The 16,595-nt window shown below is 70.8% G+C and carries 15 protein-coding genes; 5 read left to right on the top strand and 10 right to left on the bottom strand.

Going from position 1 to position 16,595, the window contains the following annotated elements:
* Positions 1-2: 2 nt before the first annotated feature.
* Positions 3-1,691, bottom strand: coding sequence for a metallophosphoesterase (locus D7X99_RS17950; RefSeq protein ID WP_121778870.1), 1,689 nt, complete (start codon positions 1,689-1,691; stop codon positions 3-5).
* Positions 1,692-2,001: 310 nt separating this feature from the next.
* Between D7X99_RS17950 and D7X99_RS17945 the strand changes: the two genes are divergently transcribed.
* Positions 2,002-2,460 carry a thioesterase family protein gene (locus D7X99_RS17945; RefSeq protein WP_121778869.1) on the top strand — a complete coding sequence of 153 codons (459 nt, stop codon included), beginning with the start codon at positions 2,002-2,004 and terminating at the stop codon, positions 2,458-2,460.
* Positions 2,461-2,598: 138 nt separating this feature from the next.
* On the opposite strand, the gene pfkB is transcribed toward D7X99_RS17945, so the two are convergent.
* Together pfkB and ptsP are read right to left on the bottom strand one after the other, a co-directional pair.
* Positions 2,599-3,555 carry a 1-phosphofructokinase gene (gene pfkB, locus D7X99_RS17940; RefSeq protein ID WP_121778837.1) on the bottom strand — a complete coding sequence of 319 codons (957 nt, stop codon included), beginning with the start codon at positions 3,553-3,555 and terminating at the stop codon, positions 2,599-2,601.
* Entirely contained in the window at positions 3,552-6,047 is a 2,496-nt protein-coding gene (gene ptsP, locus D7X99_RS17935; RefSeq protein ID WP_121778836.1) for a phosphoenolpyruvate--protein phosphotransferase, read from the bottom strand. The genes pfkB and ptsP overlap by 4 nt, the downstream gene beginning before the upstream one ends.
* Positions 6,048-6,274: 227 nt before the next feature.
* Between ptsP and D7X99_RS17930 the strand changes: the two genes are divergently transcribed.
* Positions 6,275-7,045 (top strand): bifunctional 2-polyprenyl-6-hydroxyphenol methylase/3-demethylubiquinol 3-O-methyltransferase UbiG, encoded by a 771-nt coding sequence (locus D7X99_RS17930; RefSeq protein WP_120578983.1) that lies wholly within the window; start codon positions 6,275-6,277, stop codon positions 7,043-7,045.
* Here the strand turns inward: D7X99_RS17930 and D7X99_RS17925 are convergent.
* Genes D7X99_RS17925 through D7X99_RS17915 form a run of 3 tightly spaced genes read right to left on the bottom strand, consistent with a single transcriptional unit; the run spans position 7,026 to position 9,518 of the window.
* Positions 7,026-7,244 carry a hypothetical protein gene (locus D7X99_RS17925; RefSeq protein ID WP_121778835.1) on the bottom strand — a complete coding sequence of 73 codons (219 nt, stop codon included), beginning with the start codon at positions 7,242-7,244 and terminating at the stop codon, positions 7,026-7,028. The two genes, D7X99_RS17930 and D7X99_RS17925, sit on opposite strands and share 20 nt — an antisense overlap.
* 58 nt (positions 7,245-7,302) lie before the next feature.
* Positions 7,303-8,445, bottom strand: a complete 1,143-nt coding sequence (locus tag D7X99_RS17920; RefSeq protein WP_121778834.1) for a hypothetical protein — start codon at positions 8,443-8,445, stop codon at positions 7,303-7,305.
* 5 nt (positions 8,446-8,450) lie between these two features.
* On the bottom strand, positions 8,451-9,518 hold the full coding sequence (locus tag D7X99_RS17915) for a hypothetical protein (protein WP_169826924.1): 1,068 nt from the start codon (positions 9,516-9,518) through the stop codon (positions 8,451-8,453).
* Positions 9,519-9,738: 220 nt separating this feature from the next.
* Between D7X99_RS17915 and D7X99_RS17910 the strand changes: the two genes are divergently transcribed.
* Entirely contained in the window at positions 9,739-10,113 is a 375-nt protein-coding gene (locus tag D7X99_RS17910) for a DUF962 domain-containing protein (RefSeq protein ID WP_121778833.1), read from the top strand.
* Between the two features lie 21 nt (positions 10,114-10,134).
* Here the strand turns inward: D7X99_RS17910 and D7X99_RS17905 are convergent, their stop codons facing one another.
* Together D7X99_RS17905 and D7X99_RS17900 are read right to left on the bottom strand one after the other, a co-directional pair.
* The gene (locus D7X99_RS17905) at positions 10,135-10,998 is read right to left on the bottom strand and encodes a pirin family protein (RefSeq protein WP_121778832.1); all 864 of its coding nucleotides are present in this window, start codon (positions 10,996-10,998) and stop codon (positions 10,135-10,137) included.
* Positions 10,999-11,017: 19 nt separating this feature from the next.
* Positions 11,018-12,106, bottom strand: coding sequence for an alkene reductase (locus D7X99_RS17900; RefSeq protein WP_121778831.1), 1,089 nt, complete (start codon positions 12,104-12,106; stop codon positions 11,018-11,020).
* 55 nt (positions 12,107-12,161) lie between these two features.
* Between D7X99_RS17900 and D7X99_RS17895 the strand changes: the two genes are divergently transcribed.
* Entirely contained in the window at positions 12,162-13,127 is a 966-nt protein-coding gene (locus D7X99_RS17895; protein WP_233613486.1) for an AraC family transcriptional regulator, read from the top strand.
* 35 nt (positions 13,128-13,162) lie between these two features.
* On the opposite strand, the gene D7X99_RS17890 is transcribed toward D7X99_RS17895, so the two are convergent.
* Both D7X99_RS17890 and D7X99_RS17885 read right to left on the bottom strand, forming a co-directional pair.
* Positions 13,163-14,230 carry a FadR/GntR family transcriptional regulator gene (locus tag D7X99_RS17890; protein ID WP_121778829.1) on the bottom strand — a complete coding sequence of 356 codons (1,068 nt, stop codon included), beginning with the start codon at positions 14,228-14,230 and terminating at the stop codon, positions 13,163-13,165.
* 438 nt (positions 14,231-14,668) lie between these two features.
* Positions 14,669-15,931 carry a Gfo/Idh/MocA family protein gene (locus D7X99_RS17885; protein WP_121778828.1) on the bottom strand — a complete coding sequence of 421 codons (1,263 nt, stop codon included), beginning with the start codon at positions 15,929-15,931 and terminating at the stop codon, positions 14,669-14,671.
* Between the two features lie 139 nt (positions 15,932-16,070).
* On the opposite strand from D7X99_RS17885, the gene D7X99_RS17880 reads away from it, so the two are divergent.
* The gene (locus D7X99_RS17880; protein ID WP_120594722.1) at positions 16,071-16,595 is read left to right on the top strand and encodes a hypothetical protein; all 525 of its coding nucleotides are present in this window, start codon (positions 16,071-16,073) and stop codon (positions 16,593-16,595) included.

Here is a 16,595-nt window from a genome sequence, read left to right as displayed (position 1 = left end):
CGTCAACGGCAGACGCGGATGGGTGGTTCGATGAGGAACGGCTCCGTGGCGTTCGGGTCGTCCGGGTCGAACGCGGGCGACATGGGCCCCGCTCCGGTGGGCTTCCACTTGCGCGGCACGCGCTCCAGGCCCACGGGGTAGATGGTCAGCGCCCCGTCCTTGCCAATGCGCATGCGCAGGAAGTTCTTGAAGTCCGGCAGCGCGAGCGATCCGAAGGCCTCGTTGGAGTGCGCGCCGAAGAAGTTCACGCTCAGCCAGAGGTACAGGCCCGTGATGAACGGGCCCACGAGGAAGCCGCCCACGAAGGTGAACGTGCAGGAGAAGAAGAACTTGCCCGCCAGGTGCAGCCAGCCGTCCGCGCAGTGCGCGCCATCCGGTGACAGCACCGGACACACGCCCAGCTTGCTCACCGTGAAGTACGTGGCGCCCCAGGCGATGAAGAACGCCGCCACGATGTGCGCCACGCCGTGCAGGCCGCCCAGCAGCGCGCGCCATTTCCCCAGCGCCGCGTCCGCCAGCCCCACGAGTCCTCCCACCGTCACCATCCCGAGGATGAGCGTCCACGGCCGGTTGACCATGCTGTTGGCCACCGCCGTCACCACCTCCGGCAGGCGGGAGAGGCCCAGCGAGCCCACCTCCGCGTAGGCCGCCAGCGCGAGCAGCAGGTACCACAGGCCGGTGATGAGCCCGAACAGCGGGCTGTAGCGGATGAGGAACAGGTTCTTGCGCGCGAGCTTCCGGGACGTGGCCTCGGTCGGGAAGCTCTTGCGCAGCGTGGAGCCGTCTCGCAGCACGGGCGCCGCGGGCGCGTGCGTGGGGTGCATGAAGGCGCCGCCTCCGCCCGCGGTGATGCGGTGCTGGCCGGTGTCGTCCTCGTGCCGGCGGTAGTGGTGCAGGTCGCCCGCGAGGAACACGGCGATGCGCCGCCCGAGCACCTTCTCCTCCAGGTACTCCAGGTTGTTCTCCAGGTAGCTGCCCTTGTGGCGCCGCGCGGCCGCGGCCAGCACCCACGCGGGCTCCGCGTTGCAGAGGATGACGCGGTCGTCGGGGCCCATCTGCTCCGCGACCTGGCGGAAGTACTCCACCTGGGGCACGTCGATGTCGCTGTTGAGCTGCACGTCCGTGCCGATGAGCCACCAGTTCTTCGGCAGCTTCAGCGCGAAGTAGCTGCGGCTCTGCCGCGTGCGACGCCCGGCCAGCCACCGCTGCGCGCAGAACAGCCGCATGAAGGCGGACAGGCCGTCGTACCAGTCGTGGTTGCCCGGGATGACGAACAGGTCCGGATGGGGCGCCTGCGAGCGGCGCATGGCGGCCTCATAGGGCTGCACCGTGCGCTCCTCGTACGTCTCGCGGCTGGCGCCCGGGTAGACCTCGTCGCCGCCGAACACCAGCACGCGGCCTCGCGGCGTGATGTGCGCTGTCTTGCCGTCCTCTTCTGGGAGCCGCAGCTCCGGCAGCGCCAGCAGGCGCGCCACCGCGTAGGTGGAGTCCCAGCCGTCGCCGATGTCGGAGACGTAGTCGAGCCAGAAGTCGCCGTCCGCGCCGGACTCCTCCGAATAGTCGAAGTAGGGCTGCTGCGGCCGCACCACCGCTTCGATGAGCCGGTGGTCCGCGCGCGCGCCGAACACCGTGGCCACCACCGCGTCCAGGCCCGTGCGCAGCACCTGCCCGGGGTGCAGCCAGCGCACCATGTCCGCGTGCTTCTGGGGCCGGGTGGCGGTGGCGGTGCCCCGCTCGCGCACCAGGTGCGGCGGGGGCGTGGGGCCCGGCTCCTCCCAGGGCGCGGGCGGGTCGTAGCGGCTGTCCTCCTGCGGCCGCGTGGGCTCACCGGCCATCGCGAGGACCCCGGACGGCGGAGGAAAGGGACGTGACGGCGGGCGGCGCCAGCGTGGACCGGAGAGCCATGGACCCCTGGCTTAGCACGCCTGCGCGGGACTCCTGGAGGGCAGGCAGGCGTGGTTTCCGTTCCCTGGCGGGATGGTCCCTGCGACCCTGGGGGCCATGTCGAACGCCGCCCTGAAGGACTTCCCCGTCGTCGTGCCCTTCCCCGTGCACTGGAGTGAGATGGATGCGTACGGGCACGTCAACAACGCCCGCACGTTCACCTGGTTCGAGTCCGCGCGCATCGCGTACATGGCTCGCGTTGGATTGGTGGGGCCGTCCGCCGCGGGCGCGGACACGACGATGGCGGACGGGGTGGGGCCCATCCTGGCGAACACGCACGCGGACTACCTCAAGCCGGTGGTGTTCCCGGTGAACCTGGTGGCGGGCGCGCGCGTCACGCGCGTGGGCAATTCCTCCATCACCTTCGAGCACGTGGTGGCGGGCGCGGACGACGGGGTGCTCTACACGCGCGGCGGTTCCATCATCGTGACGCTGCGCTACGCCACGCAGGAGAAGGTGCCGGTTCCACCCGCGGTGCGAGCGGCCATCGAGAAGCTGGAGGGACGGTTGGACTGAGCGTGCGGAGGGGCGGCCGTCGGGCCCGTCCCCGAGTCCAACAGCGTGACCTTCCGCGCGCACGGCGGTGCGGTGGACGGGGTGTCCACCGAGGAAGCGGGCACCACCTTCCGGGTGCACCGGCCTCGCGGCTGTTGATCAACCCGTGCCCAGCGGGTGCATCCGCACCGCGCAGAGCAGCTCCGCCACGCGCTCGGGTGCGGGTGGCACCGGGCCCACCTTCGCGAGCTTCCCGGCCGCGAAGGCCGTGCTCCTCCGGGCGCAGGTCTCCAGGTCGTAGCCTTCCAGCCTCGCCGCCAGCACTCCCGCGACCAGCGCGTCGCCCGCGCCCACGGTGCTCGCCACCTCCACGGGCGGCGGCAGGGCCCGCCACGCGCCGTCGTCCGACACGAACAGGGCGCCGTCCGCTCCCAGCGACACCACCACCAACCCGATGCCTGTCGCGTGCAGTTCGCGTGCGGCTCGCGCGATTTCGCCAGCGTTCCCCAGGGGGCGTCCAACCAGCTCTTCCAGTTCGTGCGCGTTCGGCTTCACGAAGTCCGGCTTCGCGGCCACCGCGTGGCGCAGCGGCGCTCCGCTCGTGTCCACCGCCACCACCGCGCCCCTGGCTCGCAGGCGCTCCGTCAGCGTGGCGTAGATGGACGCGGGCACTCCCGCCGGCACGCTGCCGGACATCACGAAGCAGCCGTTCTCCTCCGCGAGCGCATCCAGCGTCTCCATCAGCGCGGCCAATGCCTCCTCCGGCACGCGCAGGCCTGGCAGGTTCAGGTCCGTCACCGCGCCGCTCGTGCGGTCCACGACCTTGATGTTCACGCGGCTGGAGCCCGGCAGCCGGAGGCAGCGGTCCTGGATGCCTCGCTCGCGGAACAGCGTCTCGAACAACGGCACCGAGTCCTCGCCCAGGAAGCCCGTGGCCGTCACCGGCCTCGTGCCTCCCGCGAGGAACGCCGCCACGTTGATGCCCTTGCCTCCCGGCGTGCGCGTCTCCGCCACCACTCGGTTCACCGCGCCCGCCGTGAACCCCGGACACTCCAGCGTCTGGTCGATGGCCGCGTTCAACGTGACCGTCACCACGCCCGGCTTCGTCGGCCTCATGCCTTCGCTCCCTTCCGGGCCAGCAGGCCGCGCACCAGTCCCCGCACCTCGGCGGCGTTGCCGCACTCCAGCGCGGCCCGGGCCACGTCTTCCGCGTCCGCCAGGGAGATGCCCCTCAGCAGCGCCTTCACCGCCGGGATGCTGGGGATGGCCACGCTCAGCTCCGTGACGCCCAGGCCGGACAGCACCACCGCGCCGGACGGGTCTCCCGCGATGCCGCCGCACGCGCCCACCCAGATGCCCGCCTTCCTCGCCGCCTTCACCGTGAGGTCCACCATGCGCAACACCGCTGGATGCAGGCCGTCCGCCTGGGACGCGAGCACCGGATGCTGCCGGTCCATGGCCAGCAGGTACTGCGTCAGGTCGTTGGTCCCGATGGAGAAGAACGACACGTCCCGCGCCAGCTGCTCCGCCATCATCACCGCCGAGGGCACCTCCACCATGATGCCCGTCTCCACCGGATCCGCGCCCACCTCGCGGCGCACGGACTCGGTGATGGCGCGCGCCTTCGCCAGCTCCTCGGGCATCGCCACCATGGGATACATGATGCGGACCGGGCCCTCCATCGACGCGCGCAGGATGGCGCGCAGCTGCGTGCGGAACAGGTCCTCCCGTTCGAAGCACAGCCGGATGCCGCGCACGCCCAGGAACGGGTTCGCCTCCGCCGGCAGCGACAGGTACGGCACGCGCTTGTCCCCGCCGATGTCCAGCGTGCGCAGGATGAGCGGCAGGCCGTTCAGTGCGCGCACCATGGTGAGGTAGGCGTGGAGCTGCTCCTCCTCGCCGGGCGGTTCGTCGCGATGGAGGAAGAGGAACTCCGTGCGCATCAGGCCCACGCCCTCGCCGCCCGCGTCCACGGCCTTGATGGCTTCCGCGGCCTCGCTGATGTTCGCGGCCACCTCCACGCGCCGACCGTCGAGCGTGATGGCGGGCCGGTAGCGCTCCAGGTGCTCCTGCTCGCGCCGTAGGCGGATCCGCTCGCGCTGGTGCGCGGCCTTGGCCCGGTCCCGCGCCGAAGGCCGCACGACGAGCACGCCCGCGTCGCCGTCCAGGATGCAGTGCTGCCCGTTGCGCAGGTCCAGCACGGACGGCCCCACCGCCACCACCGCTGGCAGGTCCAACGAGCGCGCGATGATGGCCGTGTGCGACGTGGTGCCTCCGCCCGCCGTGCACAGGCCCAGCACCATGGCGGGGTCCAGCTTCGCGGTGTCCGACGGCGCCAGGTCCTCCGCCAGCAGCACCACCGGATGATCCGGGAAGGTGGGCTCGCCCTCCAGCACCCGGGCCAGGGGCCGCAGCACGCGCCGGCCCACGTCCCGCAGGTCGGCGGCCCGCGAGGCCAGCACCGGTTCGTCCATCACGGCCAGCGCCTCCGCGCGGCTCTCGAAGACGCGGAGCCAGGACGCGCCCGCGCTCAGGCCGGTGTCGATGAGGCCGTGCGAATCCCTCAACATCTCCGGGTCGTCGAGCAGCTCCAGGTGCGCCTTGAAGATGGCGGCCCGCTGCGCTCCGGCCTTCTGGAGGAAACCTTCGTGCAGCTGGCGCAGCTCCGCCGCCGCTCCGGCCAGGGCCGTCTCCAGCAGCTGGTGTTCCCGCGCGGCGTCCACGGCCCGCTCCTCCACCTCCAGCCGTTCGCGTTGGAAGGCCCACACGGGCCCGGCCGCGATGCCCGGCGACGCGGACAGGCCCGCGACCAGGGTCCCCTCGTAGTCGAGCACGGCGGCGGGCATGGGCTCCAGTGCCAGCGCGCGAGCAGCGGGAGGCTCCTCTCCCAGGCCGACCTCGAAGGCCTCTTGCAACGCGAGGAGCACCGCCGCCGCGTCGTCCCCCGCCGCGGTGAGCGTCAGCGTGGAGCCGCCCCGGGCGCCCAGGCGCAGCAGCGACAGGAGGCTGCGGGCGTTCGCCTGCCGCCCCTCGTGGTGGATGGTGACGTCCGCGCGGAAGCGGCGCACCACCTCCACCACCGTGGTGGCGGGACGCGCGTGCAGGCCGTGCGGGGAAGGGGACAGGACCTGGAGCGAGAGGCCTTCGAACGCGGAAGCGCCTTGCTGCTCCCTCGGGGCGCCGGAGCCCTGGAGCGCCTGGATGATGACGGCCGCGTCCAGGGTGGAGGCCAGGGCCACGGCCCGGGCCTCATCGTCCAGCACGCCGGTGAGGTTGGCGAGCACCTGGAGGTGTTCGTCGGACCTCGCGGCGATGCCGACCACGAGGTGCGCATGGCCGTCCTCGCTCCAGACGACCCCGGCGGGGAACTGCACCACGACGACGCCCGTCTGGAGCACGAGGTGGCGCGCCTCCGGCAGGCCGTGCGGAATGGCGATGCCGTGGCCGAGGAACGTGCCGGACACCTGCTCGCGCTTGAGCATGCTGTCGACGTAGCCGGGCGAGATGAAGCCCGACTCCACCATCACCTGTCCGACCAGGCGGATGGCCTCCGCCTTGTTCGTGGCGGACCATCCCAGGCGGACCTGTGACGGCGTCAACGACATCATCGGTGCTCCTTGCCTCGGGTGCGCGCGAGATTCACGCGGGGAATGACGGTGCATCCTGCCCGGTGTCCGCCCCTGCCCGCGCGGGCTTCCCGAGCCCCGTCTTCCGGGTAACAACCCACACAGGAGAAGACCTCCCGGCTCCAACGTGGCTCCGACATGACGGACAGGCGACGTCCGGCATCCATGCGCGTGACGGCCCGCATGGGGGTGTTAAGGAGGAAGCCGTCATGTCTGACAGCGTCCTGGACTTCTACGAAGGGCTGGCCGAGGAGTACCACCTGCTCTTCGCGGACTGGGAGCAGTCGGTGGACCGGCAGGGCGCGGTGCTGGACGCGCTCCTGCGCCGCTCAGGCGCGCCGCCGCCGCGCCGGGTGCTGGACTGCGCGTGCGGCATCGGCACGCAGGCGCTGGGGCTGGCGGCGCGGGGCTATTCCGTGCACGCCACGGACCTGAGCCCCTCCGCGGTGGCGAGAGCGGAGCGGGAAGCCCGCGCCATGCACGTGAGCATCACCACCGGCGTGGCGGACATGCGGATGCTGGACTGGCAGGTGCCGGGCACCTTCCACGTAGTGATGTCCTGCGACAACGCGATGGCGCACCTGTTGGAGGACTCGGACCTGGACGACGCCGCGACCGCGATGGCGTCGCGCCTGGTGCCCGGGGGCCTGCTGGTGGCGAGTCTGCGCGACCACTCGGCGCTGCTGGAGAAGCGGCCGCGCTTCACGGCGGAGCGCGTGCTGGACACGCCGCTGGGCCGCCGCGTGCTGTTCCAGGTCTGGGATTGGGCGGTGGATGAAAGGCAGTACACGGTGCGCCAGTTCATCCTGCGCCAGGAGTCCGGCATCTGGCACACCACCGAGCACACCGGCGTCTACCGCCTGCTGCAACCCGTGGAGCTGGAGCAGGCGCTCACCCGGGCGGGGCTGGTGGATCCGCGCTGGTACACGCCGGAGGAGACGGGCTTCAACCAGCCGCTCATCACCGCGCGGAAGCCCTGATCATCGCGGGGAGGAGCGGCGCCCCGTGACGGCGCACGGTGTCCGCGGCCTTCCACCACACGCGGGCCTTGTGGGCTCCGGCTTGCAGCGTCTCCCTCAGGTGCAGGGAGGGCATCAACGCGAGCAGGAGGTGCAGGGCCAACAGCCAGCCCAGCGCTTCCCGGACGAACGACGGGACTTCGGAACCTGGTCTGGCCACGGCAGCCCTCCTGACGACAGTTGTAGTCAGGAGCGATACGCCATGGCTACAGTTGTAGTCAAGGGGCCGTGGCGGACTTGTCGCGGGGCAGGGCCCAGACGTCCTCGGCGGGCCGGTAGGCGCGGGCGTCCTTGCCGGCGGTGCCGTGGGCCTTGGTGTCGAGCAGGCCCGCGTGCCAGAGGTTCTGTTTGAGTTTGAAGACGGTGGACGGGTTGATGTCCGGCCCCCGCAGCCCGGGCTTCAGCGTTCCGGAGGGGTCCGCGAGGAAGAGGGCTGTCGCCAGCGCCGGGTCGTCATGGCCCGCCGCCACGGCCAGCTCCGGCAGCGTGAGGCTTCCGCCGTGGTCCGTGAGGGTCCGGTGGATGAGGCGCACCGCGGGCTGACGGATGAGGACGAAGCGCGCCACGGCGGCGAAGGCCGTGTGCACGTCCAGCAGGCGCTTGCGCTTGTCGTAGCGGGTGTCGGGGTCGAACTGGAGCGCGGCCAGGAGGTCCGCCACGGTGCGGCCTTCGAGCGTGGGCTTCCAGTCCAGGTCCAGCAGCCCGAGCGTGTTGGCGCCCGTGGCCGCGTGGCGCCGGGAGCTGTCGCTCCCCAGGTCCTTCCAGTGCGCGGCGAGCGACTTCAGCAGCGCTCCGGAAGGAGCGCCCCGGTCCGCGAGGAACGCGGCCGCGAGGTAGTTGAGGGGATGGTTGAGCTGGAGGCTGCGCGCGGCGGGGACGCCTTCGAGCAGCGAGGAGGCCTGGCTGACGGCGCGGGGCAGCGGGGTGGGGTCCGCGGGTGCAACGACCTCCACCCAGTGCTTCGCGTCCCGGGCGAGGATGCCGACCCCGATGCTCCGCGCCTGCGCCAGGGTGGGGGCGCGGAGGTCGGCGGCGGAGGCCGGCAGCGCGAGGTACGCGTGATGGACGCCCGCGCGGTAGCTGTGCGCCTGGCCCAGGCCCTGGACCCAATCCCTTTCAGAGGCCTTCACCTCGATGCCCGTGACGAGGACGCCCTCGGGCCGCGCCACGCTGCACAGGATGTCCGGCCGGGTGCCCTCCAACGTGAGCCGCGTCATGGGCTCCAGGTCCCGGGCGAACGGGCTGCGGACATACGAGGGATGCGCATCCACCAGCAGGTGCAGGACGCGCGACCTGCGCAGCCCGTGCTTGAGCAGGTGGTGCTTCAACTCGCGGACGACCCTGGCTTCGGCGTGGGGCATGAGGCTCAGGCGCGCTTCGCGTCCGCGGGGGCGTTGGGGTGGCGCGCGAGCATCATGCGCAGCTGGGGCTGACGGCGGACCAGCTCCTGCTTGAGCAGGTGCGCGATGAGCGCGGGCGGCGCGGCGCTCCAGCGCGCGATGTTCTGCACCAGCATGGGCGAGCGGTACGTGCGCCCGCACAGGAGCGACGTCGTCTTTCCGTCCACCGGCATGCCCACGAGCGCGCCCAGGGCCCGGCCTTCCGTGTTGAGGATGAGCTCCACCTTCTCCTCGGACGGGCCGGTGGAGAAGCGCTGGCGCAACAGCTCGCGCGCGGTGCGGCGGGTCTGCTCCGGTACGTCCCGGTCCACCGTGAGCTTGTGGTGCTCCATCAGGCGGCGCATCGCCCACAGGCGGCGGAAGAGGGCGGCCGGCAGCTGTGGATTGCGCACGAGGAAGCGGCGCACGCCGGTGTCCGCGGCGAAGGCGGCTCGGGCCACCAGCGCCTCCAGGCCCACGGGGTTGCGGTGGTGCCTCGCGATGAGCCGTGCGTGCGCGAGGCCCACTCGCGAGTTCTCCAGCACGGCCTTGATGACGGCGGGCACCGGGTCGAAGCACAGCGCGGACAGCTCCGGGTCCTCCGCCCCATGCGCGAGCGCTACCCGCTGGTCCTCCGGCAGCGCGTGCAGCCGCGTCTCGAAGAGCTTGCGGTAGTCGCCCAGCACCGCTTCGGGCACGTCGTCCGTGGCACCGGCGTCATCGTCGGAGCCGTCCGAGGACTCCGCTTCCGGCAGCGGTTCGGTGTCGCTCGCGTCGAGCGACGGCGCGGGATGATCCGCGAACGGGGCTGGAGCTTCCGGCGGACGCACCGTGTTCACGGGACTCGCGGCCTCCGTGCCCGGCAGCAGGGCTCCCTGGGACACCAGCCTCGCGAGGATGTCCCGCAGCTTGTCTGGCGGGAACCCCGTCAGCGCGGGCAGGTCCTTCTCGCGCGTGTGGCCGTCCAGCCGCGACAGCACGAAGCCCTCCTCCGCGTTCAGCGGGAGCCGCCGCAGGTCCACCGTGGGGTTCAGCTTGGGCGTCCAGTCACTCATGCGCGCCCCCGAGTCTTTCACGACACGCGCGGTTCGCGCCTCCTCACGTCCGGGCCGTTCGCACCGGATTGTTCCCGGCCCGTCCAAAAACGACGGGCCGCGTCGAGGACCGCCTGGCTGCTCTCCTGCCCACGGTCCGGAGCCGACCGGTGTAGCAGCCGGCACGAAGGGGGCCCGCATGGGTTGACGAGAGGCGGGCAGCTGGACACAACTTCACTTCATGTCCGACCGCATCCAGACCTATGCCGAGTTCTGGCCGTTCTACCTGCGCGAGCACAAGCATGCGTCGACACGCTGGCTGCACTTCGCCGGCACCAGCCTGGGAGTGAGCCTGGGAGTCACCGCCGCCGTCACCGGACGCGGCGCGCTGATTCCCGCCGCCCTGGTGTGCGCCTACGGCTTCGCGTGGGCCAGCCACTTCAAGATCGAGCACAACCGCCCCGCGACCTTCAAGTACCCGCTCTGGTCCTTCATCTCCGACTTCCGCATGGCCGGGCTGATGCTGATGGGCCAGCTGGGTCCGCACCTGGAGCGCGCGAACTCCGGCGTGACGGCCGCCGCCACCCTGGCGCCGGCCCCCGTCGAAAGCCGCTGACGTTCGCGAAGCCTCGGTCCACTACCTCTGCGGTGGCGGACCGAAGCGGCCCGCACGGTATCCCGCGAAGGACCTCAGGATGTCCTCCTGGGTGTCCCCGATGAACGGCCCGTGGCTCACCAGCGGCTCGCGCTGCGGTTGTCCGGCGTACAGCAGCACGCGCGCCCGCGTCGTCCCGGTGACGCGGACCTTGCTGTCACCTCCCGACACCGGCCGGTCCAGCCAGCCCACCTGCCCGGGCTTCAGCGCCTGGCGGTCCGGCCCCACCGCGACCTCTCCCTCCAGCACGTAGAAGAAGCCGTTGTACGAAGCGGGCAGCTCCTGCGCGATGGACGCGCCCGGCTCCAACTGGAGCTCCGCCAGCGTGACGGGCACGTAGTTCTTCGTCGCCGACCGCACCGTTCCCGACGTGCCGCTGTAGAGCCGCACCTCCACGCCCGGCTCGCGCCGCACCGGCAGCTCCGCGTACGGCAGGTCCTGGTAGCCCGCGGGCACCCAGCGCTGCGCCTTGGGCAGGGTCAGCCAGAGCTGGAGGATGCGCGCCTGGCCCAGGTCGCCCTCCAGTCCCTCGCCGTGGATGACGCCGCTGCCAGCCGTCATCCACTGCACGTCGCCTTCACCCAGGCTGCCGCTGTCGTGGGTCATCCCGCCCTTCACCACGAGGGTCACCGTCTCGAAGCCCGCGTGCGGATGCGGCCCGCCGATGGGCTTGCCGTCGATGCGGTCGTCCATCAACAAGATGAACGGATCCGACCGCGCGTAGTCCTCCGGTGAGATGACCGGCACCACCGTGTGCGCGGGCCCGAACTGCCCCTGTGTGGGCTCGGGCAGGTCGATGATCCGCGCCAGCCTTCGCTCCAGGACGTCCATTCGCTGCGTGCTCATGACGGTTCCCCCTTTCGGTTCAGCTCAGCGCCGGGTAGCTCGTGAAGCCCTGCTCCTCGCCCTGGAAGAAGGTCGACGCGTCCGGCGTGTTGAGCGGGGCGGACCGGCGGAAGCGCTCCGGCAGGTCCGGGTTCGCGAGGAACGGCACGCCGTACGCCACGAGGTCCGCTTCGCCGCGCTCGATGACCGCTTCACCGGCCTGCGCGTCGTAGCCCCCGTTGGCGATGATGACGCCCGGGAAGGCCTTGCGGATCGCCGGAGTGATGCGCTGCTCGGGCGCCGGAGCGGCGGGGCCCGTGACGAGCTCCGTCACGTGCAGGTAGCCCAGGCCCAGCTTGCCCAGCTCGCGGGCCAGGTACGTGAAGGTCTCCGTGGGCGTGGAGTCGTGCATGCCCGTGTACGGGAAGTTCTGCGGGAAGAGCCGGTAGCCCACGCGGTCCGCGCCGAACACCTCCGCCACCGCCCGCGCCGCCTCCAGCGGGAGACGCGCCCGGTTCTCGATGCTGCCGCCGTACGCGTCCGTGCGCTGGTTGGAGCCGTCCCGCAGGAACTGGTCCAGCAGGTAGCCATTGCTGCCATGCAGCTCCGCGCCGTCGAAGCCAGCCTCCTTCGCGTTGCGAGCGGCCTGGCGGAACTGCTCGACGACGCCGGGAATCTCCTGCGTCTCCAGGGCCCGGGGCGTCACCGCGGGCTTCTTCCCCTGGAACGTGAAGACCTCCTGCTGGACGGCAATCGCGGACGGCGCCACCGGCAACTCGCCACCATGGAAGTCCGGGTGCGACACGCGCCCCACGTGCCACAGCTGCGCGAAGATGAGCCCGCCCACCGCGTGGACCGCGTCCGTCACCTTCTTCCAGCCCGCCACCTGCTCCGGCGAGTGGATGCCCGGCGTGCGGATGTACCCGACGCCCTGGGGGCTGACCTGGGTGCCCTCGGTGACGATGAGGCCCGCGGACGCCCGCTGCTCGTAATAGGTCACCGCCAGCGGGTTGGGGACGTTGCCGTCCACCAGCGCCCGGCTGCGGGTCATGGGGGCCATCACCAGCCGGTTCTTCAGTTCGAGCCGGCCCAGGCGCAAGGGGGAGAGGAGCTTGAGTGTATTTGCCATGGCCGTTGAATGCTCCAGGCGCTATGGACGTGCCATGGCATCCAGTCCAAATAAATTGACCGATCGTCCAGATTCGCTGGAGGCCCAGGGGGCGGATGTCCTGGCGGACGTCCTGGACACCCTGCGCCTGTCCACCCGGATGCACGGCCGCTTCGAGCTGTTCGCCCCGTGGGGGCTCCAGTTCGGGACGTCCCCCGGCGCGCACATCATCCTCGTCGCGCGCGGTGGGGCCCGTTTGGAGGTGGAGGGCGTTCCGGGAGCCCTGGTGCTGTGCGCGGGAGACCTGGCGGTGCTGCCGCATGGCGGAGGGCACACGCTGCGCGACAAGGAGGACAGCCCCGTTCATGTCCTGGCGCACGGGGCCTGCGCGAGCGCCCGAGGAAAGGGTTCCATCCGGCTGGGCGGCGACGGCGAGCGGACCACGCTGGTCGCGGCGTCGTTCCAGCTGGGCGTCGCGCCGCGCACGCTCCTCTTCAAGGAACTGCCCCGCGTCATCCACCTGGCCGCGGACGACGCGGCGACGGCGCCGTCACTGGCGTCCACGGTGCAGTTGCTGCTGACGGAGAGCGCGTCGTCCCACCCGGGCGCCACCGTCATCATGAGCCGGCTCGCGGACATCCTGCTGGTGCAGGCCCTGCGGGCGCACATCATGAAGTCGGAGGAGTCGTGCCGGGAGAGCGGGCTGCGGGCGTTGGCGGATCCGCAGATTGGCAAAGCGCTCGCGCTCATCCACGAGCGCCCCGAGGAACCCTGGACGGTGGAGAGCCTCGCGTCCGCCGTGGCCCTGTCGCGGTCCGGGTTCGCCGCGCGCTTCAGCGAACTCGTGGGGGAACCGCCGCTGGAGTACCTGGTGGGATGGCGGATGATCAAGGCCGCCCAGCTCCTGCGCGAAAGCGAGCTGCCCCTGAGCGAGGTCGCTCCGGCCATCGGCTACCAGAGCGAGGCGTCCTTCAACCGGGCCTTCAAGCGTTGGGACGGGACCGCTCCCGGCGCGTATCGGCGCAGCCATCGCCGGGCGTGAGTAGGGAGTGAGAGGTCCGTTGGAGGCGCGATGCCTCAACCTGACCGACAGTCGAACAGGTCTTCCAAGGCCGCATCGGCCACGCTCTTCTCAGTGCATTCCCCTCGGAACTCGCAGGTGGAGCATCCCGGAGCGGCTGGAGGCGGTGGTTGCCCGCTGTTCGGCTTCACGAGGAGGTCCTCGGGTGCCGTGTCCTGCTCCCCGGTCGACACGAGGTCGTCGAATCGATGCTCCTCCACGCAGTGGCGTGTCTCCAACGACTCGTCCTGCCCAGGGGCTGACGTAGGAGCGCCGGGGTCACGTGCTTCCGTGCAGGGGTGTGTCTTTGGCGCAGAGTCCTGCGTGGCTGATGTCACGGGGGGAACGTGGGCCTCGGGTGAAGCCTGCTCCTGGGAAGCAGGGGCAAAGGCATTCAGTACGCGCTCATCGCGAGCCTTCAGCAGCGCTGGCAGCTCATGCTGAAGGGCCTGCACGTCGCGCTCGTTCAGAATCGCCATCACGCGGAAGGCCCACTCGCGCAGCGCCTCTCCACCCATGAGCGGCAGCAGTTGAGCGGCTCCTCCCAGGAAGGCCCGCTGCAGGGACTGAACGAGGAGCACGTGCCCCGGACGCGCCGCCACCCGCGCCGCATGCCGCAGCAACTCGAATTCCGCCCACGCGCAGACTTCCCCCGACTCCCAGCGCGCTGCATCCTGGAGCTGGAAGCACGTGCTCCCCAGTCGGTCCAGGTCGAGGTCCGAGGCCCTCGCGCAGCAGTCGGCCAGAAGCTCCAACAGCACCTGTCGCTTGAGGCTGAAGTAGCCCTCCAGAAGCCACCGGGCATCCGGGTTGCTCGCGTCATGCAGCGCCAGCCCCAGGTTCTCCAGTGTCAGCGACTCATCCAGCGGCACCGCGCGCGTCTTGCGTCCGGGGCGCTGCACCACCAGGCCTCGCGCCGCCAGCCGCCGTAGCGCCTCGCGGATGGTGCCCCGACACACCTCATAGCGACGCGCCAGCTTTGCTTCGGAGCCGAATTGTCCGCTCGGGTGCAGCCGCCCCAGCGCGATATCGCGCTCGATTTGCGCCTCCACATAGGCCACGAGTCCTCGCCGTTCCATCCCCATCCCCCTCCTCGTCCCAGCATCGCCATCCAACCACAGGGGTCTGACATTGGACGTGCGGGTCCACCCTCCGCGTCGCTTGCCGGGCCAGCGCGCCCCCGGGCCGCATGGGCTGAAAACCTGTCCGACTGTCGGACAGCTTTTCTGGCAACCGGCCCCGGGCGGGCGCCTCCATCCGTGGCCCATGTTGGCGTTCGCGCACGCACGACGTCGCGCCCCTGCCGAACGAACCAGCGCGGCCACAGGCCCCCATGCGGCGGAAGTCGGTCCGACTGTCGGACAGGTTTGGATGCAACCGTGCCCGGGCGGATGCCTCTGCCCGTTTCCTCGCTTTGCCGTCCGTGCACGCACCCCATCGCAGCGTTCCGTGAGGCGTTCGTCCTCGCGGAGAACTTCGGGGCGCAGGGCCTGGTCACGGACCGCTGGTGGCCTGCATGGGGCTCAGCCTTCTTCTTTGGGAGGCGGGCCGCGGAAGGCATCCAGCTTCTTCGCGGCCTCCTGCTTCACCGCCTTGCCCTCCTGTGCGGAGCGGTAGAGCGCTTCGATGATACGCACGTCCGCGAGGCCCTCCTCGCCCGGCGTGTGAGGAATGACGTTCTCCTGCACGCAGCGCGAGAAGTGGTCCATCTCCCGAGCGAACTGGCTCGGCTGGCTGAAGCTTCGCTCCACCGTGTCATCTGCTTTGGGGAACGTCTTGGACTTCATTCCCACGCGCAGGCGCAGCCCGCTGTAGGCGAAGCCCGGGTCCATGGACGCCCAGCCGTCCGTGCCCATCAGCCGCAGGTCTTTGGTCTCGTGCGTGCCGTAGTGGCTGGTGCAGTGCGCCTGGAAGCCGGAGGGGAAGCGCAGGTGGAAGGCGAAGGACTCCTCCACTTCCTTGAAGCGTGGATCGCCGGGCGTGCTTTGGCTGAAGCCCTGCACTTCCGTGGGCTCCTCGCCGCTGAAGTAGCGCGCGGCGGAGAGGCAATAGATGCCCACGTCCGGCAGCGCGCCGCCGCCCGCCAGTGCCTTCTTGTGACGCCACTGGTTGGGCTCGCCCTGGTTCTGGCCGTTGTTCGCGGTGAAGAGCTTGAGCGTGCCCAGTTCCTTGTTGCGCGCCATCTGGATGACCGCGCGGTGGTGCGGCTCGTACTGGAGCCGGTACGCGATGCCCAGCTTGCGGTCGGCCTTCTTGCACGCGTCGATCATCTGCTGGCACTCGGCCGAGGTGTTGGCCATGGGCTTCTCGCAGAAGACGTGCTTGCCCGCCTGCGCCGCGCGCACGGTGAATTCCGCGTGCATGCTGTTGGGCAGGACGATGTAGACGGCCTGCACCTCCGGGTTGTCCTTGAGCTGATCAAACGACTTGTAGTCGTAGAGGCCCTTGTCCGGCACGCCGTACTGCTTCGCGATGGCCTGCGACTTCTCGCGGTTGCCGCTTACCAGCGCCACCAGCCTGCCGCGCTTCATCTGTCCGAAGGCGGGGAGGATTTCCTCGAGCGACAGGTGGCCCAGGCCGACGACGGCCCAGCCCACGCGCTCGGATTCGGGCTGTGGGTTGGGTGGACCGGTACGCTCGCGCTCCGTCTTGGCGAAGGTGTCGGGCAGCTTCACCTGTGGCGCGGCGGCGAGCACCGGAGGCATCCACGCGCTCGCGGTGAGGAGGCCCCCCGTGGCCTCCAGCATGCGCCTGCGGGTCCACAGCTGGGATGCGTCGTCCATCATGCGCGGGCCTCCTGGGGCCTGGTGTCGGTGCGTGATGCGGCTGGAATCCAAGCGTCGGATGGGACGAGAGGGGTGGGCTTCGCTCGTCAGACGTGGGGGGCTGTTGGAAACAGAATCGAGGCGGCGTGTGCTCCCTCCCATGACGACCTCTCCTGAACAGCGCGGTGATGCCGCGTCCTTCGCTTCCTATTTCGCCCACCGCGCTGTCTCCGAGCGCGGCTTCGTGTGGGGCGCCCCCGACGGAGCCCAGGCCCTGGCGGACGCCTCGGACGTGGTGGTGCACCGGTGGGACGCACGTGGGCTGAAACTGGCGTGCATGGTGGACCGCGCGCGGGACCCCAAGCGGTGTTTCGCCCTGACGCGCGAAGAGGTGACGGCGCTGGCTTCACGCTGCCTGGATGCCGGTGCGGCGCGCTCCCCTGCGCGGCGCGCGTCCATCGAGGTGTTCGAGCTGGGAAATCCGCCCACGCCCGAGGACCGGGCGCGGCTGGGACCGCTGCGCAGGGCCTCGGGCGCGGAGGGTGTCGACATCACGCCGTGGATCCTCGATCCGTCCACTGGAGCCCTCTGGTCAGGTGCTCCGCTGGGCGGCTTCTTTGTCGGACGGCGCTTCTTCCAGGAGGTGATGCGCGGCCATGCCGCCGCGCACCGGCCTCCCGCGTAG

It is taken from the genome of Corallococcus sp. AB032C, from assembly GCF_003668935.1.
GTDB lineage: Bacteria > Myxococcota > Myxococcia > Myxococcales > Myxococcaceae > Corallococcus > Corallococcus exiguus.
The sequence above is the reverse complement of the archived record's forward strand: the minus strand, read 5'-3'. Positions and strand labels throughout refer to the sequence as shown.

Excerpts from the sequence above, each read along its gene's own strand:
- ptsP (WP_121778836.1), bottom strand. The coding sequence starts at position 6,047 with ATGATGTCGTTGACGCCGTCACAGGTCCGCCTGGGATGGTCCGCCACG.
- D7X99_RS17900 (WP_121778831.1), bottom strand. The coding sequence starts at position 12,106 with ATGGCAAATACACTCAAGCTCCTCTCCCCCTTGCGCCTGGGCCGGCTC.
- D7X99_RS17890 (WP_121778829.1), bottom strand. The coding sequence starts at position 14,230 with ATGGGGATGGAACGGCGAGGACTCGTGGCCTATGTGGAGGCGCAAATC.
- D7X99_RS17930 (WP_120578983.1), top strand. The coding sequence starts at position 6,275 with ATGTCTGACAGCGTCCTGGACTTCTACGAAGGGCTGGCCGAGGAGTAC.
- D7X99_RS17880 (WP_120594722.1), top strand. The coding sequence starts at position 16,071 with ATGACGACCTCTCCTGAACAGCGCGGTGATGCCGCGTCCTTCGCTTCC.
- D7X99_RS17920 (WP_121778834.1), bottom strand. The coding sequence starts at position 8,445 with ATGCCCCACGCCGAAGCCAGGGTCGTCCGCGAGTTGAAGCACCACCTG.
- D7X99_RS17915 (WP_169826924.1), bottom strand. The coding sequence starts at position 9,518 with ATGAGTGACTGGACGCCCAAGCTGAACCCCACGGTGGACCTGCGGCGG.
- D7X99_RS17885 (WP_121778828.1), bottom strand. The coding sequence starts at position 15,931 with ATGATGGACGACGCATCCCAGCTGTGGACCCGCAGGCGCATGCTGGAG.
- D7X99_RS17910 (WP_121778833.1), top strand. The coding sequence starts at position 9,739 with ATGTCCGACCGCATCCAGACCTATGCCGAGTTCTGGCCGTTCTACCTG.
- D7X99_RS17945 (WP_121778869.1), top strand. The coding sequence starts at position 2,002 with ATGTCGAACGCCGCCCTGAAGGACTTCCCCGTCGTCGTGCCCTTCCCC.
- D7X99_RS17905 (WP_121778832.1), bottom strand. The coding sequence starts at position 10,998 with ATGAGCACGCAGCGAATGGACGTCCTGGAGCGAAGGCTGGCGCGGATC.
- D7X99_RS17950 (WP_121778870.1), bottom strand. The coding sequence starts at position 1,691 with ATGGTGCGCTGGCTGCACCCCGGGCAGGTGCTGCGCACGGGCCTGGAC.
- pfkB (WP_121778837.1), bottom strand. The coding sequence starts at position 3,555 with ATGAGGCCGACGAAGCCGGGCGTGGTGACGGTCACGTTGAACGCGGCC.